This window comes from Exiguobacterium sp. PFWT01, assembly GCF_018255795.1.
GTDB lineage: Bacteria > Bacillota > Bacilli > Exiguobacteriales > Exiguobacteriaceae > Exiguobacterium.
Map to the genome: position 1 here is coordinate 1,831,112 of NZ_CP073755.1, position 24,415 is coordinate 1,855,526.

At 47.2% G+C, this 24,415-nt stretch carries 24 protein-coding genes; 7 read left to right on the top strand and 17 right to left on the bottom strand.

Features of this window, described 5'->3' with window-relative positions; all coding sequences use genetic code 11:
* Window positions 1-154 precede the first annotated feature (154 nt).
* Entirely contained in the window at window positions 155-331 is a 177-nt protein-coding gene (locus KD909_RS09490; protein WP_211781414.1) for a DUF5325 family protein, read from the top strand.
* Between the two features lie 47 nt (window positions 332-378).
* Here KD909_RS09490 and KD909_RS09495 read toward each other — a convergent pair whose 3' ends face one another.
* From KD909_RS09495 to KD909_RS09505, 3 genes are all read right to left on the bottom strand, one after another.
* Complete coding sequence (locus KD909_RS09495; RefSeq protein ID WP_211781415.1) at window positions 379-1,632, bottom strand: inositol monophosphatase family protein; 1,254 nt, start codon at window positions 1,630-1,632, stop codon at window positions 379-381.
* A gap of 78 nt (window positions 1,633-1,710) precedes the next feature.
* Window positions 1,711-1,899: a hypothetical protein gene (locus tag KD909_RS09500; RefSeq protein WP_015881266.1), complete on the bottom strand. Its 189-nt coding sequence runs from the start codon at window positions 1,897-1,899 to the stop codon at window positions 1,711-1,713.
* A 236-nt stretch (window positions 1,900-2,135) separates the two neighbouring features.
* Entirely contained in the window at window positions 2,136-2,402 is a 267-nt protein-coding gene (locus tag KD909_RS09505) for a UPF0223 family protein (protein ID WP_211781416.1), read from the bottom strand.
* Between the two features lie 159 nt (window positions 2,403-2,561).
* Between KD909_RS09505 and KD909_RS09510 the strand changes: the two genes are divergently transcribed.
* Entirely contained in the window at window positions 2,562-4,043 is a 1,482-nt protein-coding gene (locus KD909_RS09510) for an aminotransferase class I/II-fold pyridoxal phosphate-dependent enzyme (RefSeq protein WP_211781417.1), read from the top strand.
* A 118-nt stretch (window positions 4,044-4,161) separates the two neighbouring features.
* Here KD909_RS09510 and KD909_RS09515 read toward each other — a convergent pair whose 3' ends face one another.
* Window positions 4,162-4,467, bottom strand: coding sequence for a DUF3055 domain-containing protein (locus KD909_RS09515; RefSeq protein WP_211781418.1), 306 nt, complete (start codon window positions 4,465-4,467; stop codon window positions 4,162-4,164).
* Between the two features lie 72 nt (window positions 4,468-4,539).
* Here KD909_RS09515 and aac(6') point away from each other — a divergent pair, with 72 nt between their 5' ends.
* Entirely contained in the window at window positions 4,540-4,992 is a 453-nt protein-coding gene (gene aac(6') / locus KD909_RS09520) for an aminoglycoside 6'-N-acetyltransferase (protein WP_211781419.1), read from the top strand.
* 20 nt (window positions 4,993-5,012) lie between these two features.
* Here the strand turns inward: aac(6') and lpdA are convergent, their stop codons facing one another.
* The 4 genes from lpdA to pdhA form a co-directional block, all read right to left on the bottom strand.
* Window positions 5,013-6,425, bottom strand: a complete 1,413-nt coding sequence (gene lpdA, locus KD909_RS09525; RefSeq protein WP_211781420.1) for a dihydrolipoyl dehydrogenase — start codon at window positions 6,423-6,425, stop codon at window positions 5,013-5,015.
* A gap of 4 nt (window positions 6,426-6,429) precedes the next feature.
* A complete protein-coding gene (locus KD909_RS09530) occupies window positions 6,430-7,719 on the bottom strand; it encodes a dihydrolipoamide acetyltransferase family protein (protein ID WP_015881260.1) in 1,290 nt (429 codons plus the stop codon).
* Window positions 7,720-7,797: 78 nt separating this feature from the next.
* The gene (locus tag KD909_RS09535; RefSeq protein WP_015881259.1) at window positions 7,798-8,775 is read right to left on the bottom strand and encodes an alpha-ketoacid dehydrogenase subunit beta; all 978 of its coding nucleotides are present in this window, start codon (window positions 8,773-8,775) and stop codon (window positions 7,798-7,800) included.
* A 3-nt stretch (window positions 8,776-8,778) separates the two neighbouring features.
* Entirely contained in the window at window positions 8,779-9,864 is a 1,086-nt protein-coding gene (pdhA, locus tag KD909_RS09540; protein ID WP_015881258.1) for a pyruvate dehydrogenase (acetyl-transferring) E1 component subunit alpha, read from the bottom strand.
* A gap of 331 nt (window positions 9,865-10,195) precedes the next feature.
* Here pdhA and def point away from each other — a divergent pair, with 331 nt between their 5' ends.
* Window positions 10,196-10,735, top strand: coding sequence for a peptide deformylase (gene def, locus KD909_RS09545; protein ID WP_211781421.1), 540 nt, complete (start codon window positions 10,196-10,198; stop codon window positions 10,733-10,735).
* A gap of 70 nt (window positions 10,736-10,805) precedes the next feature.
* Entirely contained in the window at window positions 10,806-12,362 is a 1,557-nt protein-coding gene (locus tag KD909_RS09550) for an alpha/beta hydrolase (protein ID WP_249199020.1), read from the top strand.
* Between the two features lie 41 nt (window positions 12,363-12,403).
* Here KD909_RS09550 and KD909_RS09555 read toward each other — a convergent pair whose 3' ends face one another.
* Both KD909_RS09555 and rnjA read right to left on the bottom strand, forming a co-directional pair.
* Window positions 12,404-13,861 carry a phospholipase D family protein gene (locus tag KD909_RS09555; RefSeq protein WP_211781423.1) on the bottom strand — a complete coding sequence of 486 codons (1,458 nt, stop codon included), beginning with the start codon at window positions 13,859-13,861 and terminating at the stop codon, window positions 12,404-12,406.
* 61 nt (window positions 13,862-13,922) lie between these two features.
* Window positions 13,923-15,590, bottom strand: a complete 1,668-nt coding sequence (gene rnjA, locus KD909_RS09560) for a ribonuclease J1 (RefSeq protein ID WP_015881254.1) — start codon at window positions 15,588-15,590, stop codon at window positions 13,923-13,925.
* A 200-nt stretch (window positions 15,591-15,790) separates the two neighbouring features.
* Between rnjA and KD909_RS09565 the strand changes: the two genes are divergently transcribed.
* On the top strand, window positions 15,791-16,579 hold the full coding sequence (locus KD909_RS09565; protein WP_015881253.1) for a Cof-type HAD-IIB family hydrolase: 789 nt from the start codon (window positions 15,791-15,793) through the stop codon (window positions 16,577-16,579).
* Window positions 16,580-16,658: 79 nt separating this feature from the next.
* On the opposite strand, the gene KD909_RS09570 is transcribed toward KD909_RS09565, so the two are convergent.
* The 5 genes from KD909_RS09570 to KD909_RS09590 all read right to left on the bottom strand — a co-directional run bounded on the left by KD909_RS09570 (window position 16,659) and on the right by KD909_RS09590 (window position 22,142).
* On the bottom strand, window positions 16,659-17,321 hold the full coding sequence (locus KD909_RS09570) for a potassium channel family protein (protein WP_015881252.1): 663 nt from the start codon (window positions 17,319-17,321) through the stop codon (window positions 16,659-16,661).
* Window positions 17,322-17,451: 130 nt separating this feature from the next.
* A complete protein-coding gene (locus KD909_RS09575; RefSeq protein WP_015881251.1) occupies window positions 17,452-18,483 on the bottom strand; it encodes a cytochrome d ubiquinol oxidase subunit II in 1,032 nt (343 codons plus the stop codon).
* A gap of 14 nt (window positions 18,484-18,497) precedes the next feature.
* Window positions 18,498-19,886, bottom strand: coding sequence for a cytochrome ubiquinol oxidase subunit I (locus KD909_RS09580; protein WP_015881250.1), 1,389 nt, complete (start codon window positions 19,884-19,886; stop codon window positions 18,498-18,500).
* 259 nt (window positions 19,887-20,145) lie between these two features.
* The gene (locus tag KD909_RS09585; RefSeq protein WP_078146623.1) at window positions 20,146-21,267 is read right to left on the bottom strand and encodes an N-acetyldiaminopimelate deacetylase; all 1,122 of its coding nucleotides are present in this window, start codon (window positions 21,265-21,267) and stop codon (window positions 20,146-20,148) included.
* Window positions 21,264-22,142 (bottom strand): transcriptional regulator CcpC, encoded by an 879-nt coding sequence (locus KD909_RS09590; protein WP_031421506.1) that lies wholly within the window; start codon window positions 22,140-22,142, stop codon window positions 21,264-21,266. The genes KD909_RS09585 and KD909_RS09590 overlap by 4 nt, the downstream gene beginning before the upstream one ends.
* Window positions 22,143-22,250: 108 nt before the next feature.
* Here KD909_RS09590 and KD909_RS09595 point away from each other — a divergent pair, with 108 nt between their 5' ends.
* Window positions 22,251-22,637, top strand: a complete 387-nt coding sequence (locus tag KD909_RS09595) for a disulfide bond formation protein B (RefSeq protein ID WP_211781424.1) — start codon at window positions 22,251-22,253, stop codon at window positions 22,635-22,637.
* Between the two features lie 41 nt (window positions 22,638-22,678).
* Here the strand turns inward: KD909_RS09595 and nadE are convergent, their stop codons facing one another.
* Both nadE and KD909_RS09605 read right to left on the bottom strand, forming a co-directional pair.
* A complete protein-coding gene (gene nadE / locus KD909_RS09600) occupies window positions 22,679-23,494 on the bottom strand; it encodes an NAD(+) synthase (RefSeq protein WP_211781425.1) in 816 nt (271 codons plus the stop codon).
* A gap of 110 nt (window positions 23,495-23,604) precedes the next feature.
* Window positions 23,605-24,402 (bottom strand): BsuPI-related putative proteinase inhibitor, encoded by a 798-nt coding sequence (locus KD909_RS09605; protein WP_015881245.1) that lies wholly within the window; start codon window positions 24,400-24,402, stop codon window positions 23,605-23,607.
* Window positions 24,403-24,415 lie beyond the last annotated feature (13 nt).

Genomic DNA, 24,415 nt, shown 5'->3' on the forward strand with positions numbered 1-24,415 from the left:
CCTCTCTTATTTAAAAAATTTCAACTTTTCTTCAACTTTAAGAGTATAGCACACGTCACAGTACCTTTGTCGAGTGGAATCGACTGTGAACGTTTTCATCCCGTGTTTTTTATCATACAATAGGGAGGATAAGAGAAAATAAGGAGGAACCTCCATGCAGCTAATGTTTGTATTGATCGCAACGGCCGTTGTCGCAGGATTCGTCGGCATTGGAATCGGGGTGGCCGAGGGAAGCGCCGCCATTATTTTAGGAAGCCTCGTGTTAAGTGGCGTAGCGACATACTTTGGCATTCAATTGCGTCGCCGTATTCTTTCAGACCGTCAATCATAAAAAAGGGTTACTCCGCGATCATGTCGGAGTAACCCTTTTACTTGCGTTTATAGCGGACGAGTCAAGCAGATGCGGTCGCGTAAAACGAGCCCATCCTCTTCGATGTCATCGTACCCGTGATTACGAAAATAATCGCGTTCCACCGAATCGAATCGGAATCCAGCTTGTTGGTAAAAACGCAGTTGCATGATGCTTGAATTCCCTGTACAGACGAGTAGTTCTTTTCCACCAATCAAGGCGGCCCGCTTCACTGCGTCTTGTAACATGCGTTGACCGATGGTTTGGTTTTGACGTTCGGGTTTCACTGCGATATTGACGAGTTCAACCCGCTCGTCTCCGTGTGAGACGAGCATATATGCACCGACAATCTCACCACCGAGTAACGCTTTGTACGTACGCCCTTCCTCGAATTGTTCCCGGACCATCGTTTCATTCGGATTCGCCAAGACGAGTAGATCGCGGATTTCTTCATACGAATCATGTTCCACGATGTGTAAGTCAGGTTTTGCTTCAGCCGTGACCCCTTTTGCGATGACGTAATGTTTGATGACGTCATTTACAAATGAGTCACTCCCTGCCAGGACAGATGTTTTTCCGTCATAGCGAATCGGCTCACCATATAAGGAAACGACACGTCCCCCTACTTCTTCTACGAGTAACTTTCCAGCAGCATAATCCCATGGCATATTACGCATGGTGATGTAGCCGTCCACGCGACCGGCGGCAAGCCAGGCTAATTCAAGCGATGCAGCACCATGGGCTCGCGTCCCAATCGAGTCTCGTACAATCGGAGCGAGTATTTCCGGGGCAATCTGGTGGTTCGGCGTGACCCACGTCGCATTCATACTTAAAAATGCGTCTCGGACATGATGTTCATGAAGGGTCGTCAATGTCCGACCGTTCAATGTCGCCCCGTATCCTTTCCGCGCCATGAACATCTCATCCGCCATGACGTCATAGACGAATCCATATTCCACGACCCCATCTATCATGATCGCGATGGAGATGGCAAACATACGTTTTTGATGAATAAAATTTAACGTCCCATCAATCGGGTCGACAAACCAGACGGTACCGGTCAATTGTTCTGGCTGATCTGTCGTCCCCTCTTCCCCCATAATCTGATGTTCCGGAAATGTTTGTTGGATTCGACGGACAATCAGTTGTTCCACCGCTCGGTCGATTTCAGTGACCAAGTCCCCTTTTCCCGTCTTTCGTTCCACTTCATAACTTTGATCAATCTCGCGACGAATCAGTTCTCCCGCTTGTTTGATTAAGTCGACTGCAAACCATTCTATCATCTGTGATCACCTCAACTGTATTGTACCAAACAAAAACCAGTATCCGCTCGGAATACTGGTTGAATGTGTGTGTAATGGTTAGGCTTCGAGACGCAATAATTCTTGGCGGTACTTCTCTAACCGATGCTTGCTAGCCTGAACTGTAGCATCATCTTGTGACGCCATCGCATCGAAGAGGGTTGCCAATTCATAATCAATCTCTAAGCGCAGCACCGGGATCCGTTTTTCTGCGTCTTTTCTTTTGAATGCCTCAATCACTTGTTTCATAAGATGCCACACTCCTTTTGTTGGGCTACAAGTTACGGTTTAATGAGTTGAATTGAGTATATCAGATAAAATTCGAAAAAGAAAGAGAATTGTCTGACTATTTTGAATTTTTTATCTTAATGGATATATTCCCAATTCTGAGGTCCCTAAACCTGATTTGGTGTTAATGAACTGTACCCGATTTATAGGAGAAATAACAAAAAAGCATGCCTGAATTTGCTCGGGCATGCTCGGTCTTACAGTTTAATCATTTTACTCGAGGACTTCATTGCCGCCTGAACCGTACGATACGTGGAATAACCTGTCTGCTCGTCGTGAACCGCGTTCAGTTGTTTCTCCTCCGACTTAGATGTTACGATCTGCTTGAAGGCACGATAGGAGTCGAGAAAAATCTCTCGTTCCACCCCACCTTCATTGGCTTGTGCGACGACGTTATAAAACTCGACGACTTCAATCAATTCGTCAGTCGTCCAATCCGGATTGATCGGATAGTTGATTTGCATATTGTTTCACCTCGACACCCATTGTAACAACAAAAAAAACTATTGCAAGTTGAGCCAGAAATCTCTATAGTTTTTTTGTTGCTTCTTTTTTTAAAAACAACATATATCATAACGATACTATTCATCTTATAAATAAACTGATTCAAGGGGGATTTACGATTGAAATTAAAAGGTGCTACTCAGCTCGAAACGCCACTATTTGACACGTTGCTTGAACATGTCGACTCAAACCCGATTGCGTTCCACATTCCTGGTCATAAAAGCGGAAAAGGGATGGACCCGGAGTTTCGTGACTTTATTGGTGAAAACGCCCTAAAAATTGATTTGATTAACATTGCCCCACTCGATGACCTCCATCATCCAAAAGCGGCAATCGCTGAAGCGGAACGCTTGGCGGCAGAGGCGTTCCGTGCTGACGAGACCTTTTTCTCTGTTCAGGGAACATCGAGTGCCATCATGGCGATGATCATGGGTGTCGTTGGCCCGAACGAAAAAATCATCGTGCCCCGGAACGTCCATAAATCCGTCATGTCCGCGCTCGTCTTAACGGGTGCCCACCCGGTCTTCATCCACCCGGAATTTGATGAAACATACGGCATCGCCCACGGAATCACGGCTAGTGCCGTAGAACGCGCGCTTGAACTTCATCCGGACACGAAAGCCGTACTCGTTATCAACCCGACTTATTTCGGGGTCGCAGGTGATTTAGAGCGTATCGTGTCCGTCGCGCATGCACAAGACGTTCCTGTACTTGTCGATGAGGCACACGGCGTTCATCTCCCGTTTCACGATGAACTTCCACTCTCGGCGATGCAAGCGGGAGCAGATGTGGCGGCGACGAGTGTACACAAGCTTGGTGGTTCAATGACAGGTAGTTCGATTTTGAACGTACGCCGCGGACTCGTCTCGCCAGAACGAATTCACGCGATGCTCTCTATGATTACAACGACGTCAACATCCTATTTGCTCCTCGCTTCTCTCGACGCGGCACGTCGACAGTTAGCGACAAAGGGTCACACGATGAATGAGCGTGCACTCGAGCTTGCTAGAACGGCCCGTACAGCGATCAATCACATGCCGAACTTATCGGTATACGGTCATGCCGAGTTGCATTCTGAATCGACTTACGCGCTGGATGAAACGAAAGTACTTGTATCCGTGCGTGAACTTGGGGTAACTGGATTTGAAGTCGAGAAATATCTTCGCGACAAACACCGCATCGAAGTCGAGATGTCCGATTTATTGAATGTGCTCTTCATCGTCACATCAGCGGACGACGAATCAACAATTCAAGCGTTGATTGAAGCGATGCGAGACGTCGTTTCTGTTTACCAAAAGTCTGGGAACGACTCATTATCCATCATGCTCCCAGAGATTCCACCACTTGCGCTCAGTCCTCGTGATGCGTTTTATGAAGAGACGGAGACGATTCCTCTCGAAAACGCAGTTGGGCGTATTTCAGCGGAATTCATCATGGTGTATCCACCAGGAATTCCAATCATCATTCCAGGTGAATTGATTACGACGTCGACACTCGAATACATCATGGCCAACATTGAAGCGGGTCTTCCCGTACAAGGTCTTGAAGATGAGTCACTGCAAATGATTAAAGTCATCCAACAAACAAAAGCGATTCGCTAAACAAAAAATGAGCCGGTCATCATGACCGGCTCATTTTTTATGTCATCTCAGAAAAGGTGGCTGTAGATGATCGAATTGCTTCCCCTAGTGCCTATTATAAGAAAACGCTTACATTTTTTCAAGTATCAATTTCTTCAGATGCGTGTGTTTTTTCGACCAAGCAAAGTCGTAAAAATTCAGCGACGTGCTCTGTGTCGTTCAAGTTGATGCCGAGCATCGGATACAATTGACGCGGCTCTTCTAAAGCATGCAAATCAAGAAGGGCCGATTGACCCGTTTGCATACAGACGACTAACACCTTGCCCATGAATTGCTGTGTATAGACGAAACCAAAATCATAACGGGCGGCTTCTGTTTCAATCCCCGTAAATCGGACCCGACTCGTCTCGGAAACGGTATACAATAACTCCTCATCGAATGCCATCAGGATTCCCTCCCTTCTCTCTTAAGTATTTTCCTTTATACTACAAGTATGAAACCTAAGGAGAGAATGACAATGAAGATTGATTATGCAACAGAGGTAAACGTAGAAACTCTTGTCCAGTTCATGCACGATCTATGGCCAGATGCCCCCATTGAAGAATTACAAATGGAAGTCAAACTTGGTCTCGCCTCAAAAAAAATGCATTATTTCATCGCATCAAATGAACATGGGGAGGCAGTTGGTTTTTGTCAGCTCAGTTTCCGGCATGACTATGTGCCAGGTTCTAGTACATCCCCGACCGCCTATGTGGAAGGAATCTATGTCAGTGAATCAGAGCGCCATCGAGGTGTCGCCTCTCGTTTGGTCGATGCTGCATCAACCTTCGCGGTCCGTCACGGTTGTATAGAACTGGCATCGGATACCGAGCTTGAAAACGAGGACAGTCAACGCTTTCACGAGAAGGTCGGATTCAAGGAAGTCGAGCGTGTCGTCACCTACATTAAAAACCTCTCCCACGAATCGTGAGAGAGGTTTTATTGACGAACTTATTTTACAACGTGGATTGGCATACCCATTGCGATTTCAGCAGCTTCCATAGCCATCTCACCGAGTGATGGGTGAGCGTGGATTGTAAGTGCGATATCTTCAGCAGTCATACCAGCCTCGATTGCAAGGCCAAGCTCAGCAATCATATCTGAAGCGCCCGTACCCGCGATTTGAGCACCGATCAAGAGACCGTCCTCTTTGCGTGTGATGAGCTTCATGAAGCCGTCTGGCTCGTCAAGTGCAAGTGCACGACCGTTCGCTGCGAATGGGAATTTCGAAACTGTGATGTCGAGTCCTTCTTCTTTTGCGAGTGGCTCTGTGTAACCAACCGTTGCGAGTTCAGGATCTGTGAAGACGACTGCAGGGATTGCAGAGTAGTCGAGGTAAGCTGGCTTACCTGCTGCTGCTTCCGCTGCGATTTTCGCTTCGTAAGATGCTTTGTGTGCAAGTGGTGGTCCAGGAACGATATCACCGATTGCATAGATGTTTTCGTTCGATGTTTTACACTGGTCATCGATTTCGATGATTCCACGGTCGCTGATTTTAACGTCCGCGTTCTCAAGACCGATGTCGCCTGTGTTTGGACGACGACCAACTGTGACGAGGACATAGTCCGCTTCAACAGATTGCTCTTCACCGTTTACTTCAAACTTAACAGTTACGCCATCTTCCGTTTCTTCAACACCTTTAGCAAGTGCATTCGTGTGGATTGTGACGTTCCCTTTTTGCTTGAGCTTCTTCTTAACGATTTGCGTCATTTGTGGTTCGAAACCAGACAAGATGTCGCTAGCGCCCTCTACAACGACAACTTCTGTATCGAAGTTAGCGTATGCAGTACCGAGCTCCATACCGATGTATCCACCGCCGATGACGACGAGTTTCTTCGGTACTTCAGGAAGTGCCAATGCGCCAGTTGAAGAAAGGACGCGTTTAGACCATTTGAACGATGGGATCTCGATTGGTGTAGAACCAGTCGCGACAATCGCTTTTTTGAATTTGTAAGGAGTTGAGCTGTCTTCAGTGATGACACGAACTGTGTCTTCAGAAGCGAAGAACGCTTCACCTTGAACGATCTCGATTTTGTTTCCTTTGAGGAGACCTTTGACACCGCCAGTCAATTTGTTAACGACTGACTGTTTCCAGTCTTGAACTTTTGTGAAGTCCACTGACACGTTGTCAGATGTGATTCCCATTGAATCATGTCCTTTAGCGTGTTGGAAGTTGTGTCCTGCTGTGATCAACGCTTTCGATGGGATACATCCGACGTTCAAGCAGACACCACCGAAGTTGCCTTTCTCAACGATTGTTACTTTCATTCCGAGCTGTGCGCCACGGATTGCGGCAACGTATCCACCAGGACCGGCACCGATGACAAGCAAATCAGTTTCTTGTGCGAATTCTCCTACTACCATGTTCTTATCCCTCCATCATTAGAAGTGCTGGGTCTTCGAGCAAGCGTTTCACCATGTTAAGAGCGTTTTGTGCAGTCGCACCGTCGATGAGGCGGTGGTCAAAGCTGAATGAAAGTGCAAGTACTGGCGCAGCAACGATTTCACCGTTCTTCACGACAGCTTTTTCAGCGATACGGCCGATACCGAGAATCGCAACTTCTGGGTGGTTGATGACAGGTGTGAACCATTGTCCACCAGCTGAACCGATGTTTGTGATTGTGATCGATCCGCCTTTCATGTCTTCCCCAGCGAGCTTACCTTCACGAGCTTTACCTGCAAGTTCGTTAATGTTTGTAGCAAGTGCATAGATTGATTTACGGTCTGCATCTTTTACGACTGGTACAACGAGTCCGTTGTCCGTGTCAGCTGCAATACCGATGTTGTAGTAGTTTTTGTAGACGATTTCTTCGTTCACGTCATCGATTGAAGCGTTGATTGTTGGGAATGCTTTTGCTGCAGCAGTCAATGCTTTCACGACGAATGGCAAGTACGTGAGTTTCACGCCTTGGTCAGCCGCGACTTGTTTGAAGTCTTTGCGGAGTGCAACGAGTTTTGTAACGTCGACTTCGTCCATGAGTGTAACGTGTGGTGCAGTGTGTTTCGAGTTAACCATCGCTTTCGAGATGGCTTTACGGATTCCACGGATTTTCTCACGTGTTTCAAGTTCAGGAGTCGCTGACTCGTAAGGCTTGATTTCCGTTTTCGCAGCTGCTGCTGGTGCTACAGATTCTGTTTTCTCTGTTGTAGCTTCTGCAGACGGTGCTTCGCCGTTTGCGAATGCATCAATGTCTTCTTTCAATACACGGCCGTTGTCGCCAGAACCGTTGACTTCACGGATGTCGACACCTTTTTCACGTGCATATTTACGGACAGATGGCATAGCGATAACACGCTCAGATTTGTGAAGTTGAACGTCGCGTGGCGCGTCTTCTTTCACATCTTCTTTTACGTCTTCTGTCTTCTCTTCTGCTTTCGGTTGTTCAGGTGTTTCTTCTTCACCTGCTGGTGCATCGCCTTCGATGTCAAACGTAATGAGGACGTCGCCGACTACGGCAACTGTACCTTCAGAAACTTTAACTTCTTTGACTGTACCGTCGACTGGAGCTGGGATTTCAACGACTGCTTTGTCGTTTTGTACTTCTAAAAGAACATCGTCCTCTTTGACCGTATCCCCTGCTTTTACGAACCACTTGACGATTTCACCTTCGTGAATACCTTCACCGATATCTGGTAATTTAAATTCAAATACTGCCACTGGTTTTTCCTCCCATCAATTCATCATGTAAACACGACAAGGGAGACAATTCTCCCTCATCGTTTATTCGACACGATTTTAGAAGTTCACAACTTCCTTAACTTTTGCAACGACATCTTTATGGTCAGGTAACCACATGTCTTCACCTTGTGCGAATGCGAAGACTGTGTCTGGTGCAGTTACTCGAAGAACTGGTGCTTCGAGGTGAAGAATTGCGCGCTCTTGAATTTCAGTTACGACGTTCGCCGCGATACCTGCTTGACGTTGTGCTTCTTGAACGACGATCGCACGACCTGTCTTCTTAACAGATTCTACGATTGTGTCGATATCAAGCGGGCTCACTGTCATGAGGTCGATGACTTCAACGTTGATGTTTTCTTTTTCAAGCTCTTCCGCTGCTTTGAGTGACGTGTGCACCATCGCACCGTAAGTGATGATTGAAACGTCTGTACCTTCACGTTTCACATCCGCTTTACCGAGTTCGATTGTGTACTCACCTTCAGGTACTTCGCCACGGAATGAACGATACAATTTCATGTGCTCGAGGAACACGACTGGGTCGTTGTCACGGATAGACGCGATCAACAAACCTTTTGCATCGTACGGAGTCGATGGAATAACGACTTTAAGACCAGGTGTCTGAGCCATCAAACCTTCAAGGCTGTCCGCGTGAAGCTCAGGTGTCTTAACTCCACCACCGAATGGTGAACGGATTGTGATTGGTTGGCTGTAAGCGCCGCCTGAACGGTAACGCATACGTGCCATTTGAGCTGCGATTGAGTCGAAAACTTCGAATACGAATCCGAAGAATTGAACTTCCATGATCGGACGGAATCCAGTAAGACCTAGACCGATCGCAAGACCACCAATCCCTGATTCAGCGAGTGGCGTGTCGAAGACACGGTCTTCGCCGAGCTCGTCTTGGAGACCTTCCGTCGCACGGAATACCCCACCGTTTTTACCAACGTCTTCTCCGAAAAGAAGTACTTTCTCGTCGCGTTTCATTTCAACGCGCATCGCATCAGTAATCGCTTGGATCATTGTCATTTGAGCCATAACTTACTTCGACTCCTTTGCAGTATATTCTTCAAGCTGTTCTTTCAAGTTTGAAGGAAGTTCTTCGAACATGTTGTTGATGAAGTCCGAAACTTTTTGTTTTGGTTCTTTGTCTGCTTGGCTGATTGCTTCTTTCACGTCAGCTTTCGCTTGCTCGATCACTTCGTTCTCCATGTCTTCGTTCCAGAGTTTCTTGTTCTCAAGGAAGAGACGGAAACGTACGAGTGGATCTTTTTCTTGATACTCTGTGTCGAGTTCTTTTGTACGGTAACGTGTTGGGTCATCCCCAGCGAGCGTATGTGGTCCGTAACGGTAAGTGAGTGACTCGATGAGTGTCGGTGTTCCTTCGAGTGCATCGACACGAGCTTGTTGAGTCGCTGCGAGCACTGCAAGAACGTCCATTCCGTCTACTTGAATTCCGTTGATTCCAGCTGCAACAGCTTTTTGCGCGATCGTTTTAGCTGCTGTTTGCTTTTCAACAGGAGTCGAGATAGCGAAACGGTTGTTTTGAACGACGAAGATTGCTGGCGATTTGAATGCACCTGCAAAGTTCAATCCTTCGTAGAAGTCACCTTGTGATGAGCCACCGTCACCTGTGTAAGTAATAGCGACATTTTTGTTGCCGTTGCGTTTGAGGCCCATTGCCACACCCGCAGTTTGAATGATTTGTGCACCGATGATGATTTGTGGCATCAATACGTTGACACCTTCAGGGATGCGGTTTCCTGCCACGTGTCCACGTGAGAACAAGAACGCTTGATAAAGCGGAAGTCCGTGGAATACGAGTTGCGGGATATCACGGTATCCTGGAAGAATCCAGTCCTCTTTGTCGAGCGCGTATTGCGTCCCGATCATCGTCGCTTCTTGACCTGCCACTGGCGCGTAAAATCCTAAGCGACCTTGACGGTTAAGTGAGATGGCGCGTTGGTCCCAGATTCGAGTATAGACCATGCGGCGCATGAGTTCCTGAAGTTGCTCGTCCGTTAGGTCAGGCATTGCATCTTGGTTGACGACCTCACCCTTCTCGTCGAGAATACGGAACGTTTGGAAGTTTTCTTCCACGTTTTGAAGTACCTGAACGTTGTTCATTCGTTTCACCTCATCCTTTCAACTATGAGACAATTGTCTTTTTTGTGATCAAACACTATCTCAAATCTTACGTGTATCTGTCCAAAAAAGCAATCTGTATTAACGTGATTCAGAAAAGTTATCCTCTTCTGCCGTTTCCTTGTTAGTATAAAACGGGTTGTTTCAATAACGCAAAAAATATGCTTACCGAAATGAAACGCTTACATTCAAGGGATATGACATCCTTTTCACCACTGTATTATTTTCATTTCACCTTCTGTACCATCCACATTCCTTCCTGTTTAAATATGATATAATCAATCATATATGTTTGATAGAAAGGAAGTTGTGTATGTTAACCATGAAAGATGTCATCCGCGAAGGAGACGAGCGGCTTCGCGCGCGCTCAACTGAAGTACCGATTCCGCCAACGACAGAAGATTTGGCGTTACTTGACGAGATGGAGGCGTTCCTCGTCAATAGTCAAGACCCAGAGATGAGCGAGAAATACGAGTTGCGAGGTGGGGTCGGCATCGCCGCGCCACAACTCGGTGTGAATCGTCGTTTCTTCACAGTCTTGCTACAAGAAGAGGAAGAGACGTTCAAACTCTCCATCTTCAATCCTAAAATCACAAGTCATTCCGTCGAGCAGACATTTTTGAATGGCGGCGAAGGCTGTCTATCGGTCGATCGCGTGGTCAAAGGAAATGTACCTCGTTTTCGTCGAATCACGTTAGAAGGGTTCGACCGCGATGGGAAGCCCATTAAGCTTCGCCTGCGCGGAATGCGCGCTGTCGTATGTCAGCACGAGCTCGATCATTTAGATGGGATCATGTTCTATGACCGCATCAATATGTCGAACCCGTTAGAAACATACGGCGAACCGATTTAACATGTTTAGCTCGAGAAAAAGGGCACTGTTGTTACTATTCCCATTTTTATTTCTTTTAATCGGTGGATGTGTGCGAATCAATTATGATGCGACTGTTCACTATGACCAATCTGTTTCGCTCGAAACGACTTACGCGTTCCGTGATCATCCTGTCATGAAATTGCTCAATCTCAGGCTCGACTGGGATACTTGGAAAGAGCAGGCGGAAGAGAACGGATATGAAACAGAAGATTATTCAAGTCCTGATGACTACGAAGGCATGGTCTTAAAGAAGACATTTAAAAATGTGGACGAGTTGCAACAGATTAAAGAGGAATGGAAAACGGGACCAGCCGGTATTTTAGTTCCTCCGGATATTCAGTTCGACATCGATCAACAGGAAGGCATTTGGTTTGATTCCTATACGTTACAAACCAATCTCGACCTCCGTCTCGACCGGGTCGACTTACCCGGCGTCGAACTAACCGGCTCCCCAAAAAAATTGGCTGAACGATATATCCGCCAAGCCGACATTCGCTTTAACTTGACTGTTCCGACCGGCGTATTCGTTGAGGATGGAACTGGCCTAGACCTCCGTTCTATGAAGCATGTCGAGTGGCAAGTGTACGGAGGACGCCAAAACAATGTAAAGTTAGTCGCCCATGTGCCGAACGTTAAAGCATGGGTGATCACCATCATCGTATTGGTGTCAGCTATCATCTTAAGTTATTTCATTTGGCGCAAGTATCGACGAAACGTCGGCAACCCTAGAGAAACGTCGATTCGTTCACGCCTGTTAGGGTTATTGATTGTCTCCCTCTCGCTCATTTTGATTGTCGGGACATTCCGACAAGAGTTGGCAAACGAGCGTCAATCCGAGGCGATTCGCCAAGCTTCTCAAACGAATGAGTTTATCCCTACGTTTGCAGTTCATGGACTACTCGGGACAGACCGGACGTTTCTCCGCTTCTCTCAAGCGATGGAACAAAGTGGTCAAGCGACTGATGGGGCGCTTTGTACCGTGACTGTCAAAGGCAAGACCGACTGTGAAATATATGATTTTAGTTCAACTCGTCCGATTGTCCGAATCGAGTTCGAAGATGCAGAGGCTTCTTTAAACAATCAGACAAAGTGGTTGAATGGAGCCATTGAAACATATAAAAAAACGAGAAATCGATCATTCGATCGGATGTATATCATTGGCCATAGCATGGGTGGCGTAGCCGCTGCAAACTATATCCTGAATCAAGAGACATACATCGTCGATAAGTTTGTGACGTTCGATAGCCCGTTCGGCGGGACGCGCCTTGCAAACTTCGGTTTATCTGCCAGTAACTTCGGCATTAATACCGGAAGCCCTGCCATCCGTGATTTGTCCCCCAACTCAGACGGACTGCAAGCATTCCAGTCTAAGCTTGAGACATGGCCGAGGTCCGTTCAGGTACTCTCCTTCTCTGGACGAGGCGGCGAATTCAATTTGATTGAGCCGGCAAGTTCGCTGTTACTTGAAGAGTATACGAACAACATTCAGACAGAGACGGTGCCGTACGACCATTTCTCGCTTCACCGTAAAAGTGACGTCTTGAAAGAGACCGGGAAATTCTTATACGAATACACGAATGAGTTTAATCCAATCGAGACGAACTAACGTCAAAACAGCTATCCCCAAACTTTGAGGATAGCTGTTTTTTAATACGTCATCGTCCATGTGACTTTTTGGAGCCAATACATCATATACTTTCCGATTGGGAGATCGGTTTGAATCTCATCATACGCTACCGTATACGTGCCATTCTCATTGTTCCATAGACGATTAAAATACTCGTCCACTTCATCAAAGAAGGCTGTATCCACATCTCCTGTCACTTCGACGTCTGCCTCCAGGTTGTAATCGTTCATGTTCCGGGTCGTATAGTTCCCCGAACCTAAGACAACTGTCTTTTCTTCACCATCCACATACAGGATTTTTGGATGATATTGTTCCTTGCCGACATCATACCAGCGAATCTCGATTTGCTCCGGGTTGACGGTGTTCAGTTCTGCCGTCACCGGTAAGTTCGGTAACCCTGATTTCGATCGCCCGAACGCATTCGTGTTCGGATCGAGGATCAAGTTCACCGTCACCCCGCGCCCGGCGGCATCCTCGATTGCTTGGATAATATTCCGATCTGCCAAATAGAACATTCCGATCCAAATGGTGTCCCCATCATCCGCCCCATTCATTGCATCGAGCACCGACTCTTGAATCTTCCCTTCCGTGACATAACGAATCTCCATCGGTGCCTCGCTCGGCGCATTTTCAATCTTCGACAACGCTTCATCATCTGGGAAGCGCCGTGCATCCCCTTTCGAGAACGTTGCGACCGCTTGCTCACCTTCAACGATTTCTTTTAAAATCGGTCCTTTTAAATGGACACCAACATTCGAGTGATATCCACTGGCATCATGTGGATTGGCAGAAAGTACAAAGCCTTCATTCTCGGTGACCATCACTTTCCGATGGTTCGCTTTGATGTTGAGCAACCTTAAATATGCACGTACCGTTATGTCCGGTGCCGAAGAGGCCATCGGATTCGGTAGCCACCCGTCTTGACTATCCCCAAACCATTGAAGCGCCATTCGATAAAACGTGGAGTAAAGAATATTTGGGTCACGAAGTTCGTCGAGATTTGTGTACACGACTTCTACCCCTGCCTCCTCCAGTACATCGAAGTGGTCAGAAACATGACCGTTATAGCTGGTATTGATGTCATCTGTGATAAAGACGACTTTCAAGTCCGGATATCGTTTCATTTGCTCAAGCAATGCTGAAGATAGGCGCGATGTAATGTCCGGATATTGTCGGTCTTCATTCGAATAAGGATTGAATAAGAAAAAGTCCATGACGATATATTCTTTTGCCTCACGTATCGCTCGTTCAACTTCACTAAATATCTCCTGTTCGACAATCTCTGCATCTTCCCCTTGATAGGTCAAATCATGAAGAAAATCGATTTGGTCATCTGTGATGAGATACGGTTCAGATTGTCTCGACACGCCTTCCGGTAATGGTTTGACTTGATGATAAACGAGCGTGATGAGAAAAATGACCGCAATGATTGCGGCTCCCCATTTCAGCCACCCTTTCTTTCCCTGTTTCTTCGACATAAGCTCCCCCTCCTCATTTGCGGTGAAAAAAACGAGCTGTAGTCTCCTACAGCCCGTCAGATCATACTTCCATAATAATCGGCAGGACCATCGGGTGTCTCCGCGTCTTTTGTGCCAAGTAAGGTGTGAGGGTGTCTGAAACGAGTTGTTTCATCTCCGACCACTTCATCTGCTTATTGGACAATCCTTGTTCGACGGTTTTCTTCAACAATCGTTCGCCATCACGAATCAGACTACCTGATTCACGCATGTAGACGAATCCACGTGAGATGATATCCGGCCCTGAGACGAGTTTGCGCGTCTTGCCATCGATGCTGATGACGACGACAACGAGTCCATCTTCAGACAGAATTCGGCGATCCCTTAATACGATATTCCCGATATCACCAATTCCATTCCCATCAATATACACAGCGTTCGCAGAAATTTTACCAGTGACCGCAGCCGACTCCGAGTCGACAGCAAGCACTTCGCCATTATCCATAACGAAACTGTTCTCTTTCGGGATTCCAACCGATTCAGCAAGCTCAGCATGCTTTTTCAACATACGGTACTCGCCGTGAATCGGCATGAAGAATTTCGGATTCAGAAGACGAATCATCAACAACTGTTCTTGTTGCGAACCGTGACCTGACGTATGAATGTTCGTCAACTTACCGTAGACAACATCCGCTCCCGCTTTATACAACTGGTCAATCGTCTTCCCGACCGAGATGGCGTTACCTGGGATTGGAGAAGAAGAGAAGATGACCGTATCCCCAGGAATGATTGACACTTGACGGTGCGTCCCGTTCGCAATACGGCTGAGCGCTGCCATCGGTTCCCCTTGCGATCCGGTACAAAGAATCGCGATTTCATTCGGGTCGTAGTGACGCATCTGATTCGCCTCAATAATCATACCCTTTGGCACGTTGATGAAACCGAGTTCTTGTCCGATCGTCATGACTTTCTCCATCGAACGACCGAAAATCATGAGATGACGACCTGTCTCGGCACACGCATCGACCACTTGTTGCAAACGATAGATGTTCGATGCGAACGTCGCAAAGATGATTCGACCGTCCGCTTTCCGGAACGTCTCACTAATCGTCCCACCGACCACGCTCTCACTCATCGTGAAGCCTTCCACTTCTGCATTTGTTGAATCGGACAAGAGACAAAGTACGCCTTCTTTTCCGATTTCCGCCATCTTGGCAAGGTCTGCCGGCTCGCCTACCGGAGTGAAGTCGAACTTGAAGTCACCCGTATGGACGATGTTCCCTTGTGGCGTCTTGACGACGACACCGAGTGAGTTCGGAATCGAGTGCGTCGTGCGGAAGAACGAGATGCTCGTCTTACGGAATTTGATGAGTGAATCCTCATCAATCTCATGGAGCTCCGCCTCACGAAGCAACCCATGCTCCTCAAGTTTAACTTTGATCAATCCGAGCGCGAGCTTCGTCGCGTAAATCGGCAATTGAACTTGCTTCAATAAGAATGGAATTCCCCCGATATGGTCTTCGTGACCGTGAGTGATGAATACCCCTTTTACTTTGTCCTTGTTTTTAATCAAGTACGAGTAATCAGGAATCACATAGTCGATTCCAAGCAAGTCATCCTCTGGGAACATGATTCCCGCATCGATGACGATGATTTCATCTTGGAATTGAACAACATATGTGTTCTTCCCGATTTCTCCGAGTCCGCCCAATGCGAACACGGCTGTTTGGTGGTTCTTAACAAACTTCATTTAATCTCTCCTTACTTCAATTATTAATACATCTATGTGAAACATAAGTGATTCTCGAATATGCCCGTAAGATTCTTTTTTCATTATAGCTCATATCATGACAATATTTCACTAACGATGTGATATTCGTGGTAGTTTCCCTATTTCGTGTTATCCTTTTAGTGGGTTCAGAAAACATATTTTTTAGATAAAGAGAAAGAATGGTGAATCAAATGGAAGATCAAAAGGTTGTTTTCTTCGACATTGACGGCACGCTTTTACATGAAGGTAGTTATATCCCGCCTTCCACGATTTCAGCGATTCAAGCACTTCAGGCAAACGGCGTCGAGACGTTCATCGCGACGGGACGAGGACCGGCCATGCTATCCGACATCCCAGAACGTGTCGGGATTGATAGTCTCGTTTGTTACAACGGTCAGATTGTCGTGCACAAAGGTGAAATTGTCTATCGTAACACGCTCTCGAAAGATGCACTCGGTCGCTTGACGACGCACGCTTCTTCAAATGACCATACACTCGTCTATTTGGGTCAGGACCGTGGTGGTGCTTCAAGACCGAATGACGCCATCGTTGAACAATCGCTCGGCGAACTCGACATGCCGATCCCTTCATTCGAACCGAACTTCCACGCAGAAGAGGATGTGTATCAGACGTTACTGTATTGCACGCCTGAAGACGAGCATCATTACATCAATGCTTATCGTGAGTTCGATTTTATCCGTTGGCACCCTCATGCGATGGACGTGATCAATAAAGGAGCCAGTAAAGCAGACGGCATCCGTCACTTTATTGAGACCAACGGCTACCGTCTGGAGAATACGTATGCTTTCGGAGATGCATTGAACGACTTGGCCATGCTTCAGTATGTAGGGACAGGAATCGCCATGGGCAATGGTCGCACCGAAGCGAAAGACGTGGCGGATTTCGTCACGAAATCCATCCTTGAAGATGGGATTGAGTACGGCCTAAAGGCGATGAAGCTCATCTAAAAAAAGACCCTCGGAGTCAAACCGTCGAGTTGGATCAATCGATTCAACGATCGCGGCATCGCTCCAAAGGTCTTTTCTTTTATCTCGAACGAAGAGTGCGCTCTAGTCTATCCAAATCGGTATCCTTCCCAATGATGATCAGGATATCTTCCGATAAAATCATCTCATCCGCTTGAGGAGAAATCAGGACATCGTCATCGCGACGAATCGCGACGATGTTCACCCCGTACTTCGCTCGCAAGTCCAAATCGATGAGGGATTTGTTCGATAACTTGTCCGATGCTTTAATTTCGACAATCGAATGTTCATTCGATAATTCGAGGTAGTCGAGGATACTTTGGCTCATCAATCCATTGGCAATTCGAACGCCCATATCACGCTCAGGGTGGACGATGTTATCCGCCCCGATTCGACGGAGTACTTTTTCATGGTAATCGTTCGTCGCCTTGACCGTGATGATTTGGACACCGAGTTCCTTTAAAATCAACGTCGTCAAAATGGAAGCTTGAATATTCTCCCCGATGGCGACGATCACATGTTCAAAGTTACGAATCCCTAAACTCTTTAACACATTCTCATCTGTTGTATCGGCAATCACGGCATGGGTTGCCAATCCCATAAACTCATTGACACGTTCCTCATCTGAATCGATGGCGAGGACGTCATATCCATTTGAAGACAATTCTCGGACGATCGACCCTCCAAATCGTCCTAACCCGATGACTGCAAATTCACCTGTCATGATGCTACATCCCTTTCCTACACATGTTCTCTTCTTGATTCTTCGTTCAGTGTAACTGATTCCACTTCAAAACTCTATATAAAAAACAAAACGGGATTCCCTTTAAATCAAGGAAATCCCGTTCTTGCCATTATGCTTTTCCACTCGAGCGTTTCCCTCGTACGTAGTCGTTGTCGAACAAGAACAAACGGAGCAAGAGATAGAGTGCCGGAACGAGTAGGAGCAACCCTAAGATGAATACGATGACAAGTGCCACCGCCATCGACTCGTTGACGACACTTCCATTAATGTCGATATACGGATACAGGATGTATGGCAAGTGAGAGTATCCGTAGCCGAACCATGCCATGAAGAACTGACCCATGACCATCAAGAAGGCAATCCCGTAATTTCGTTTCATATACACGAAGGAGACGGCGATGACGAAGAACAAGAAGCTCATCGCAAACCACCACCAGTTCCCTCCTAGGATGCTTTCGTAGTGCCACGCAGCTTGTGACTTCAACCCAAAGAAGACGAGACCCGATGCGATAATTGTCGGGACGCTCCAAAATAGAGCCCATTTCCGAACGAGTTCGACGGCATTTTGGTCACGTGCCTTGTCCGCATAGAACAAGAGGAACATCGCACTAATATAGAGGACGGAGACAATCGCCAAGATGACGACCGTCCACGAGTAGAAGTTGGTGAACAACTTCGCCCCGTCAAAGAAGACACCGTTCTCTGTCTCCGTGATGAAACCACCTTGGCTGACAGTTAAGACCGTCGACATCGAAGCTGGGATGAGTAGTCCCGTCGCCCCATAGAGGAACATATAAAGCGTGCTCTCCTTTGACCCATAGTTAGCAAACGCATAGAAACTACCACGAATCGCAAGCAAGATTAACACGACAGACGCTGGAACGAGCAAGGCCGTACCATAGTAATAAGCAGTGTCCGGAAAGAATCCGACAATCCCGACAAAGAAGAACACGAAGAATACGTTCGTCACTTCCCATGTCGGTGACAAATACCGTTTGACGAGACGGTTCACTAAGTGATCACGTTTCGTATAGCGGCTATAGAAAGCGAAGAAGCCTGCACCGAAGTCAATCGATGCGACGATGAGGTAGCCGTATAGAAACGTCCATAAGACGGCAATCCCTAATTCTTGAATTTGCATGTCATACCCTCCGATCACACTTCATCCGCAAACATCGCTTCACCACGATGCTCGGATTGTTTTAGTTCTTTTCCTACCGGATTCTCTTTGAACAGGCGTGATAGGACAACCACAGTCACTGTTCCGAGTACCGCGTAGAGGATCGCGAAAGCGACAAGCATCCAACCGACGTTCGCTGATGTCGTAGCCGCCTCACTCGTACGCATCAACTCATATAACGCCCAAGGTTGACGACCAAACTCTGCGAAGAACCACCCAAACTCAATCGCCGCCATGGCAAGAGGTCCACCGGCTGCAATCGCAAAGAGCATCGGCTTGCTGAACTGGTTCAAACGTTTAATATAGCGTCCAAGGACGAACAGGAAGGAGATGAGCGCGAGAAGCATCCCAATTCCGACCATCGCATCAAATAGATAGTGAACGAAGAGCGGCGGTTGATCTTCTTTCGCAAATTCATTGAGACCCGTCACTTCATAGTTCGGGACACCACCTGCAAGAATAGAGAGGGCGTAAGGAATCTTCAAGGCGCCTCGAACTTCATAGCCACCTTGCCCATCATCTTCTAACCATCCGCCCAAAATCAATTCGGCCTCGGAGGAGGTTTCGAAATGCCATTCTGCAGCTGCTAATTTATCTGGTTGATACTTAGCCAAATATTTACCTGAGAAGTCACCGACAAGCGCTGTCGCGATCGCAAAGATCAAAGCGACCGTCATCGTCAGACGAAGACCTTTCTTATGATACTCGATTGACATCTTGTCGAGTTGATTTCGGCGTTGACGTAACAACTGAACGGCTGCAATCGCAGCTAGAATGAACGCGGATGTTAAAATAGCCGAAGTCAACACGTGTGCCATTTTCGTCGGCATGGCCGGACTGAACATCGCTTCGAGCGGGCTGACATTTGCCAATCGACCATCGACAATATCAAACCCTACAGGCTGGTTCATAAAACTGTTTACCGTTGTGATAAAGAACCCTGAAAACAATGCACCGACGGCAACCGGAATCCCGAGAAGCATGTGGTGCCACGGATTTTTAAATCGATCCCACGTGTACAAGTAAATACCAAGGAAAATCGCTTCAAAGAAGAAGGCGAACGTTTCCATGAAAAGCGGGAGCGCAATCGTTTGACCCGCAACGCGCATCAAGTTCGGCCATAGGAGTGAAAGTTGCAGACCGATGGCCGTACCCGTCACAACCCCAACCGCTACCGTCACGACATAGCCGCGCGACCAGCGTCGAGCCATGAGCGTGTATTTCGGGTCTTTTTTACGAATTCCTAAAAATTCTGCCAATAAAATTAAAAGTGGAACCCCGACGCCGAGTGTGGCAAAAATCACATGAAAACCTAATGTGAGTGCCGTCAATGCTCGACTCATCAGGACAGGATCTTGAAACATCTATTGATTACCTCCTATCTCTCTCTATCGCTTCGAACCCATGTATGAAACGACAATCACAGATGAATACCCTTCGATACTTACATCATAATGATTTTATATTGCGCTGTAATGTCTCAATGCTCGAGTTCGCAAAATGTTCACATTTGAGCAATCGCCACAGAATCGTCGCTTTACATGAATAAATCTTTCCCTTTTTCTCACTCGTTCACTCCTTTTTGGGCACACTAAAAGCGGACTCAATCGAGACCGCTTCGTGTTATTGAATCATGACAGTTCGGAAGTAATGGTCGAACAGATCGATGGCCACTTCGATTGAACGTTCATCCGGGTTGAGTGTCGATTGATGGAGTCCTGACCCCATATCGTTCACTCCTAACCAAACCATAAATCCGGGGACCTGTTTCAACATATATCCAAAATCCTCACCAGTCATGGCAGGGACACATGTTTTATAAGAATAGCCGACCTCTTCAACCGCTTCCTCGAATTGATAAAGATAACGTTCGTCATTGACGACTTCGTGATACCGATTGCCGAATTCAAGGTCGATTTGTACGTTATACGTCATCTCGACTCCGGCGATGATTTGACGAATCCGGCTTTCAAGCACGACCATTTCTTTATCAGACAAGGCGCGGACCGTTCCATCCAGTTTGGCCGTATCGGCGATGATATTTTCTTTCGTTCCTGCTGCGACTTTTCCGATACTGACGACCGCACTTCCCATCGGGTCAATGTTACGAGACACAATCGTTTGCAGTTGCATGATGAGAGCGGCCTGAACGATTACAGCGTCAATTCCCGCGTGAGGGAAAGCACCATGCCCCCCTTTTCCATGAATGGTGATATGGAGCTCTCGCGCACTCGCGAACAACACGCCCGGTCGTGAGGCGACCATGCCGACAGGATATTCAGGCGCGACATGTAAGCCGAACAATGCATCCGGACGGAAGTGATAGAACAATTCTGATTTCGCCATCGGTTCGGCACCACCCGGTCCCTCTTCGGCCGGTTGGAAAAAGACGACAAGGTGATGGTTGAGCGGTTCCTCGACCGCTCGTTTAATTAATCCAAGTGCGATCGACATGTGCACATCATGTCCGCATGCATGCATCATGCCTTCGTGAATCGATGCGAACTCCAGCCCCGTCTCTTCCGTGATGGGCAGTCCATCCATATCAGCCCGATATCCAATCGTCTTCTCACCGACGAGACCATCTACCCGGACGAAAAGACCTGTTCGCCAGTGCGTGATATGAACACGTGACGAATCGAGCGATCGAATCAATTGCTCAAGTGTCGCTTGTGTTTTGAACTCTTCATATCCGGCTTCCGGAATTAAATGTAGCTGTCGTCTCGCTTCAATTGCCCAATTCATAACTCAGTCTCCTTCGTAATTTCTTCGACGATTTTCCAAAACGCCTGGACTTGCGCCAGCTCCAACATCGATTCTGTCGAAAGCATCCACGTGTCTCGGACGAGCGGCACGCCACCCGACGACGTCAATGGAATCTTATTCATCTCGTTCACATCTTTGATGGTCGATTCCGGAAGAATCGCGAACCCGATTCCGTGTAACGCCATCTGTTTGCATGTCTCGATTTGATCGACGACCAGCGTCGTCAGAGGTGGGCTCGAAAACCGTTCCTGCCACCACTCTAATATTTCCTGGTAATACGTCGAGTCGCTCTTGAATTGAATAAACGAGCGCTCATTGTTTTTTAGTTGGGAGAGGTCGGTCATTTTTAGATCGACCAAATGCAAGGAATCGGAGAACAACTTCATCCGTTCCCCTCGCCAATCCGGATTCCCTCGAATGATTCCGATATGAAAATTCTCTTCGAGCATATAACGCATCATTTCGCTCGACCATCCGGTGACCAATTTGACACGGACAGACGGATAGCGTTCGACGAACGTCTTCAATACCTTGGGTAACCAATATTGTCCCATGATGGAGGCGACGGCTATTTTCAACGTCCCGTACACTTCCCCTTGATTGGCAGTCAGTTCACCCCTCAGTTCTTGTTCTTCGCTGTACATCTTTTTGGCGAACTCGATGATTTTCTCCCCATCTGGCGTCAATGCGAGCCCTCTTGTGGAGCGAACGAAAATCTTCTTTCCCCACTGATGTTCGATGGTCACGAGCCGTTGACTGAGCGCTGGTTGTGAGACAAACAACCGCTCGGCTGCTTTACGCATATTCAATTCTTCCGCAAGAATAATTAACACTTCTACTTCCGAAACTTGCATCACGTCACCTGTTTCTCTATCGTTTGAAAGATTGTATACTGAATAAGTATTTGTTTCAATGTATCATATCATGTTTAATCATCAATTTGATTGTTAGGAGGAAATCTGATGCAACGTCATCATTTCGCCTTTATCGTTGCGACCGTCGCGACGCTCGGCAGCCTTTATTTTTCAGAGATCATGCTCTTTTTACCTTGTAAGTTGTGTTGGTTCCAACGCATCTTTATGTATCCGCTAGCCATCTACTACTTGACTATCATGTTGACCGCACGAGACGTCAACCGCTTGTTCGTAGGGATTATGGTCGGTGCCGGATGGTGTATCAGTCTGTATCATGTCATTTTAGAACGGATCCCGAATGGTGAAGCCTTCTGTACGAACGACTGCCTGATTCGTTGGGTCAACTATTTTGGATTCGTCACCATCCCACTCCTCAGTTTCATCGCTTTCACCTGCATCCTGATCATTCAGTTCGTCCCATTTAAAAAAGCGTGAGACAACAAAGGAGAAGCTGCCTCGAGACAGCTTCTCCATTTTTATTGCCACCATTCGTCGTACAACGAGGCAGGCATATGATGTTTGTGGCGTGAACGTTTGAAAATCGTCTCGATTCGCTCGGCGATTGTCGGGTCGATCGTCTTCCCTTCCAAATAGTCGTCCAGCTGATCATATGTCATACCGAGCGCGACTTCATCAGGTAGTCCAGGGCGCCCATCTTCAAGGTCGGCCGTCGGCACTTTATAAATCACACGCTCATGCGCTTCAAGTTCATGGAGAAGTGCTTTCCCTTGACGTTTGTTCAAACCGGTCAACGGTGTGAGGTCACAAGCACCGTCACCGTGTTTTGTATAGAATCCCGTCACATATTCTGCGGCATGGTCCGTTCCGACCACGAGTGCACCGAACGTTGCCGCGATGTCGTATTGCGCCTTCATCCGCTCACGTGCCTTCGTGTTCCCTTTATGGAAGTCACTCAATTCCAGACCCGTTGCACAGTGAAACGCTTCTACCGACGCGTCAACAGCAGGCTTGATGTTAACAGTGAACGATTTGTCCGGACGAATGAACTCAAGCGCAAGTTGCGCGTCATGCTCATCGTGTTGCTCACCATAAGGCAATCTAATTGCATAAAATGTATACTCGTCACCCGTTTCTTCACGAAGCTCTTCCATGGCGAGTTGACATAGCTTTCCGGCAAGGCTCGAGTCTTGCCCGCCCGAGATCCCTAGGACGAGTCCTTTCGCACCAGCCCGTTTCACATATGCTTTCAAGAAGTCGATACGTTGACGAATTTCTTCTTTCGGGTTGATGGTCGGTTTGACATGTGTTGATTCAATGATATGTTGTTGCATGGATTACCCTCCCACTATGCTCTCATTTTGCTTTATTGTCTGATAATCCTTATACCCCGTCAACTAGCGTCTCAAAAAGAAAGACGGAAACAACAGTTTCCGCCATAGTTTTATTGAACTTTAAATGATGTGACCTCTCCACCGATTGGTGTCATCTCTAAGAACAATGGTTGATCTTTCGCCGGTGCTTCATCGAGCAATACCCCAAATGAGAAACCACCGCCGGTCACTTCGGCTGCACCTTGAGCGTAAACATTATGTCCGTCTGATACAGACCACTCAAACTCGACCTCATCCGTATATCCGCTCACTTGAATCATCGTGTCATTCAAGTCAATTTGTACATCACGGAACGCGCCGTCCGATTGCGGCTCTGTTGCAGGCGTTTCTTCCGGTGTTTCTGACGTACCTTCATCCGGAGTTTCTGTTGTAGCAGATTCAACGGTGAACGTCGTCTCATCTGTCACAGCAATTTCAGGTGCCCCGTCAACTTGACCGAGCCCAATCACTTCGACCGAATATTCGCCTGGTTCTAATGTCAGTGGGAAGACTTCGTCGAATACTTTTTTATCATTCGCTTCCCATTTTTCCTCAATTACAGATTCTGTGAACATATAATCACTTCCGTAATCAAATACGGTTTGATCCCCTTTTTTGACAACTAACTGAAAACGTTGCGACGAATTAAACGTTACATCGACTGCTTCCTCATTTGGGTTTGTCATCGAAATCGTAGCTGATAACGTTTTTGCCGACGCATCGTATGCCATTTCCGTGTCGAGCGTCAATGGAGCCGGTGGTTCAGACGAATCACTGTTTACTTGACTCGGTTTCGCCTCTTCTTTCCCACATCCCGCTACGACTAATAAGATTGCCGTCACTACGGCGAGCAACCAAGTTTTCTTCATGAATCCCACTCTC

What these genes read in the sequence shown, in the direction of transcription:
- KD909_RS09535 (WP_015881259.1), bottom strand. Translation starts at nt 8,775, where the DNA reads ATGGCTCAAATGACAATGATCCAAGCGATTACTGATGCGATGCGCGTT.
- KD909_RS09590 (WP_031421506.1), bottom strand. Translation starts at nt 22,142, where the DNA reads ATGCAAGTTTCGGAAGTAGAAGTGTTAATTATTCTTGCGGAAGAATTG.
- KD909_RS09605 (WP_015881245.1), bottom strand. Translation starts at nt 24,402, where the DNA reads ATGAAGAAAACTTGGTTGCTCGCCGTAGTGACGGCAATCTTATTAGTC.
- KD909_RS09500 (WP_015881266.1), bottom strand. Translation starts at nt 1,899, where the DNA reads ATGAAACAAGTGATTGAGGCATTCAAAAGAAAAGACGCAGAAAAACGG.
- pdhA (WP_015881258.1), bottom strand. Translation starts at nt 9,864, where the DNA reads ATGAACAACGTTCAGGTACTTCAAAACGTGGAAGAAAACTTCCAAACG.
- KD909_RS09585 (WP_078146623.1), bottom strand. Translation starts at nt 21,267, where the DNA reads ATGAATTGGGCAATTGAAGCGAGACGACAGCTACATTTAATTCCGGAA.
- KD909_RS09595 (WP_211781424.1), top strand. Translation starts at nt 22,251, where the DNA reads ATGCAACGTCATCATTTCGCCTTTATCGTTGCGACCGTCGCGACGCTC.
- KD909_RS09490 (WP_211781414.1), top strand. Translation starts at nt 155, where the DNA reads ATGCAGCTAATGTTTGTATTGATCGCAACGGCCGTTGTCGCAGGATTC.
- KD909_RS09495 (WP_211781415.1), bottom strand. Translation starts at nt 1,632, where the DNA reads ATGATAGAATGGTTTGCAGTCGACTTAATCAAACAAGCGGGAGAACTG.
- KD909_RS09515 (WP_211781418.1), bottom strand. Translation starts at nt 4,467, where the DNA reads ATGGCATTCGATGAGGAGTTATTGTATACCGTTTCCGAGACGAGTCGG.
- nadE (WP_211781425.1), bottom strand. Translation starts at nt 23,494, where the DNA reads ATGCAACAACATATCATTGAATCAACACATGTCAAACCGACCATCAAC.
- lpdA (WP_211781420.1), bottom strand. Translation starts at nt 6,425, where the DNA reads ATGGTAGTAGGAGAATTCGCACAAGAAACTGATTTGCTTGTCATCGGT.
- KD909_RS09565 (WP_015881253.1), top strand. Translation starts at nt 15,791, where the DNA reads ATGGTGAATCAAATGGAAGATCAAAAGGTTGTTTTCTTCGACATTGAC.
- KD909_RS09555 (WP_211781423.1), bottom strand. Translation starts at nt 13,861, where the DNA reads ATGTCGAAGAAACAGGGAAAGAAAGGGTGGCTGAAATGGGGAGCCGCA.
- rnjA (WP_015881254.1), bottom strand. Translation starts at nt 15,590, where the DNA reads ATGAAGTTTGTTAAGAACCACCAAACAGCCGTGTTCGCATTGGGCGGA.
- def (WP_211781421.1), top strand. Translation starts at nt 10,196, where the DNA reads ATGTTAACCATGAAAGATGTCATCCGCGAAGGAGACGAGCGGCTTCGC.
- KD909_RS09505 (WP_211781416.1), bottom strand. Translation starts at nt 2,402, where the DNA reads ATGCAAATCAACTATCCGATCAATCCGGATTGGACGACTGACGAATTG.
- KD909_RS09570 (WP_015881252.1), bottom strand. Translation starts at nt 17,321, where the DNA reads ATGACAGGTGAATTTGCAGTCATCGGGTTAGGACGATTTGGAGGGTCG.
- KD909_RS09575 (WP_015881251.1), bottom strand. Translation starts at nt 18,483, where the DNA reads ATGCAAATTCAAGAATTAGGGATTGCCGTCTTATGGACGTTTCTATAC.
- KD909_RS09580 (WP_015881250.1), bottom strand. Translation starts at nt 19,886, where the DNA reads ATGTTTCAAGATCCTGTCCTGATGAGTCGAGCATTGACGGCACTCACA.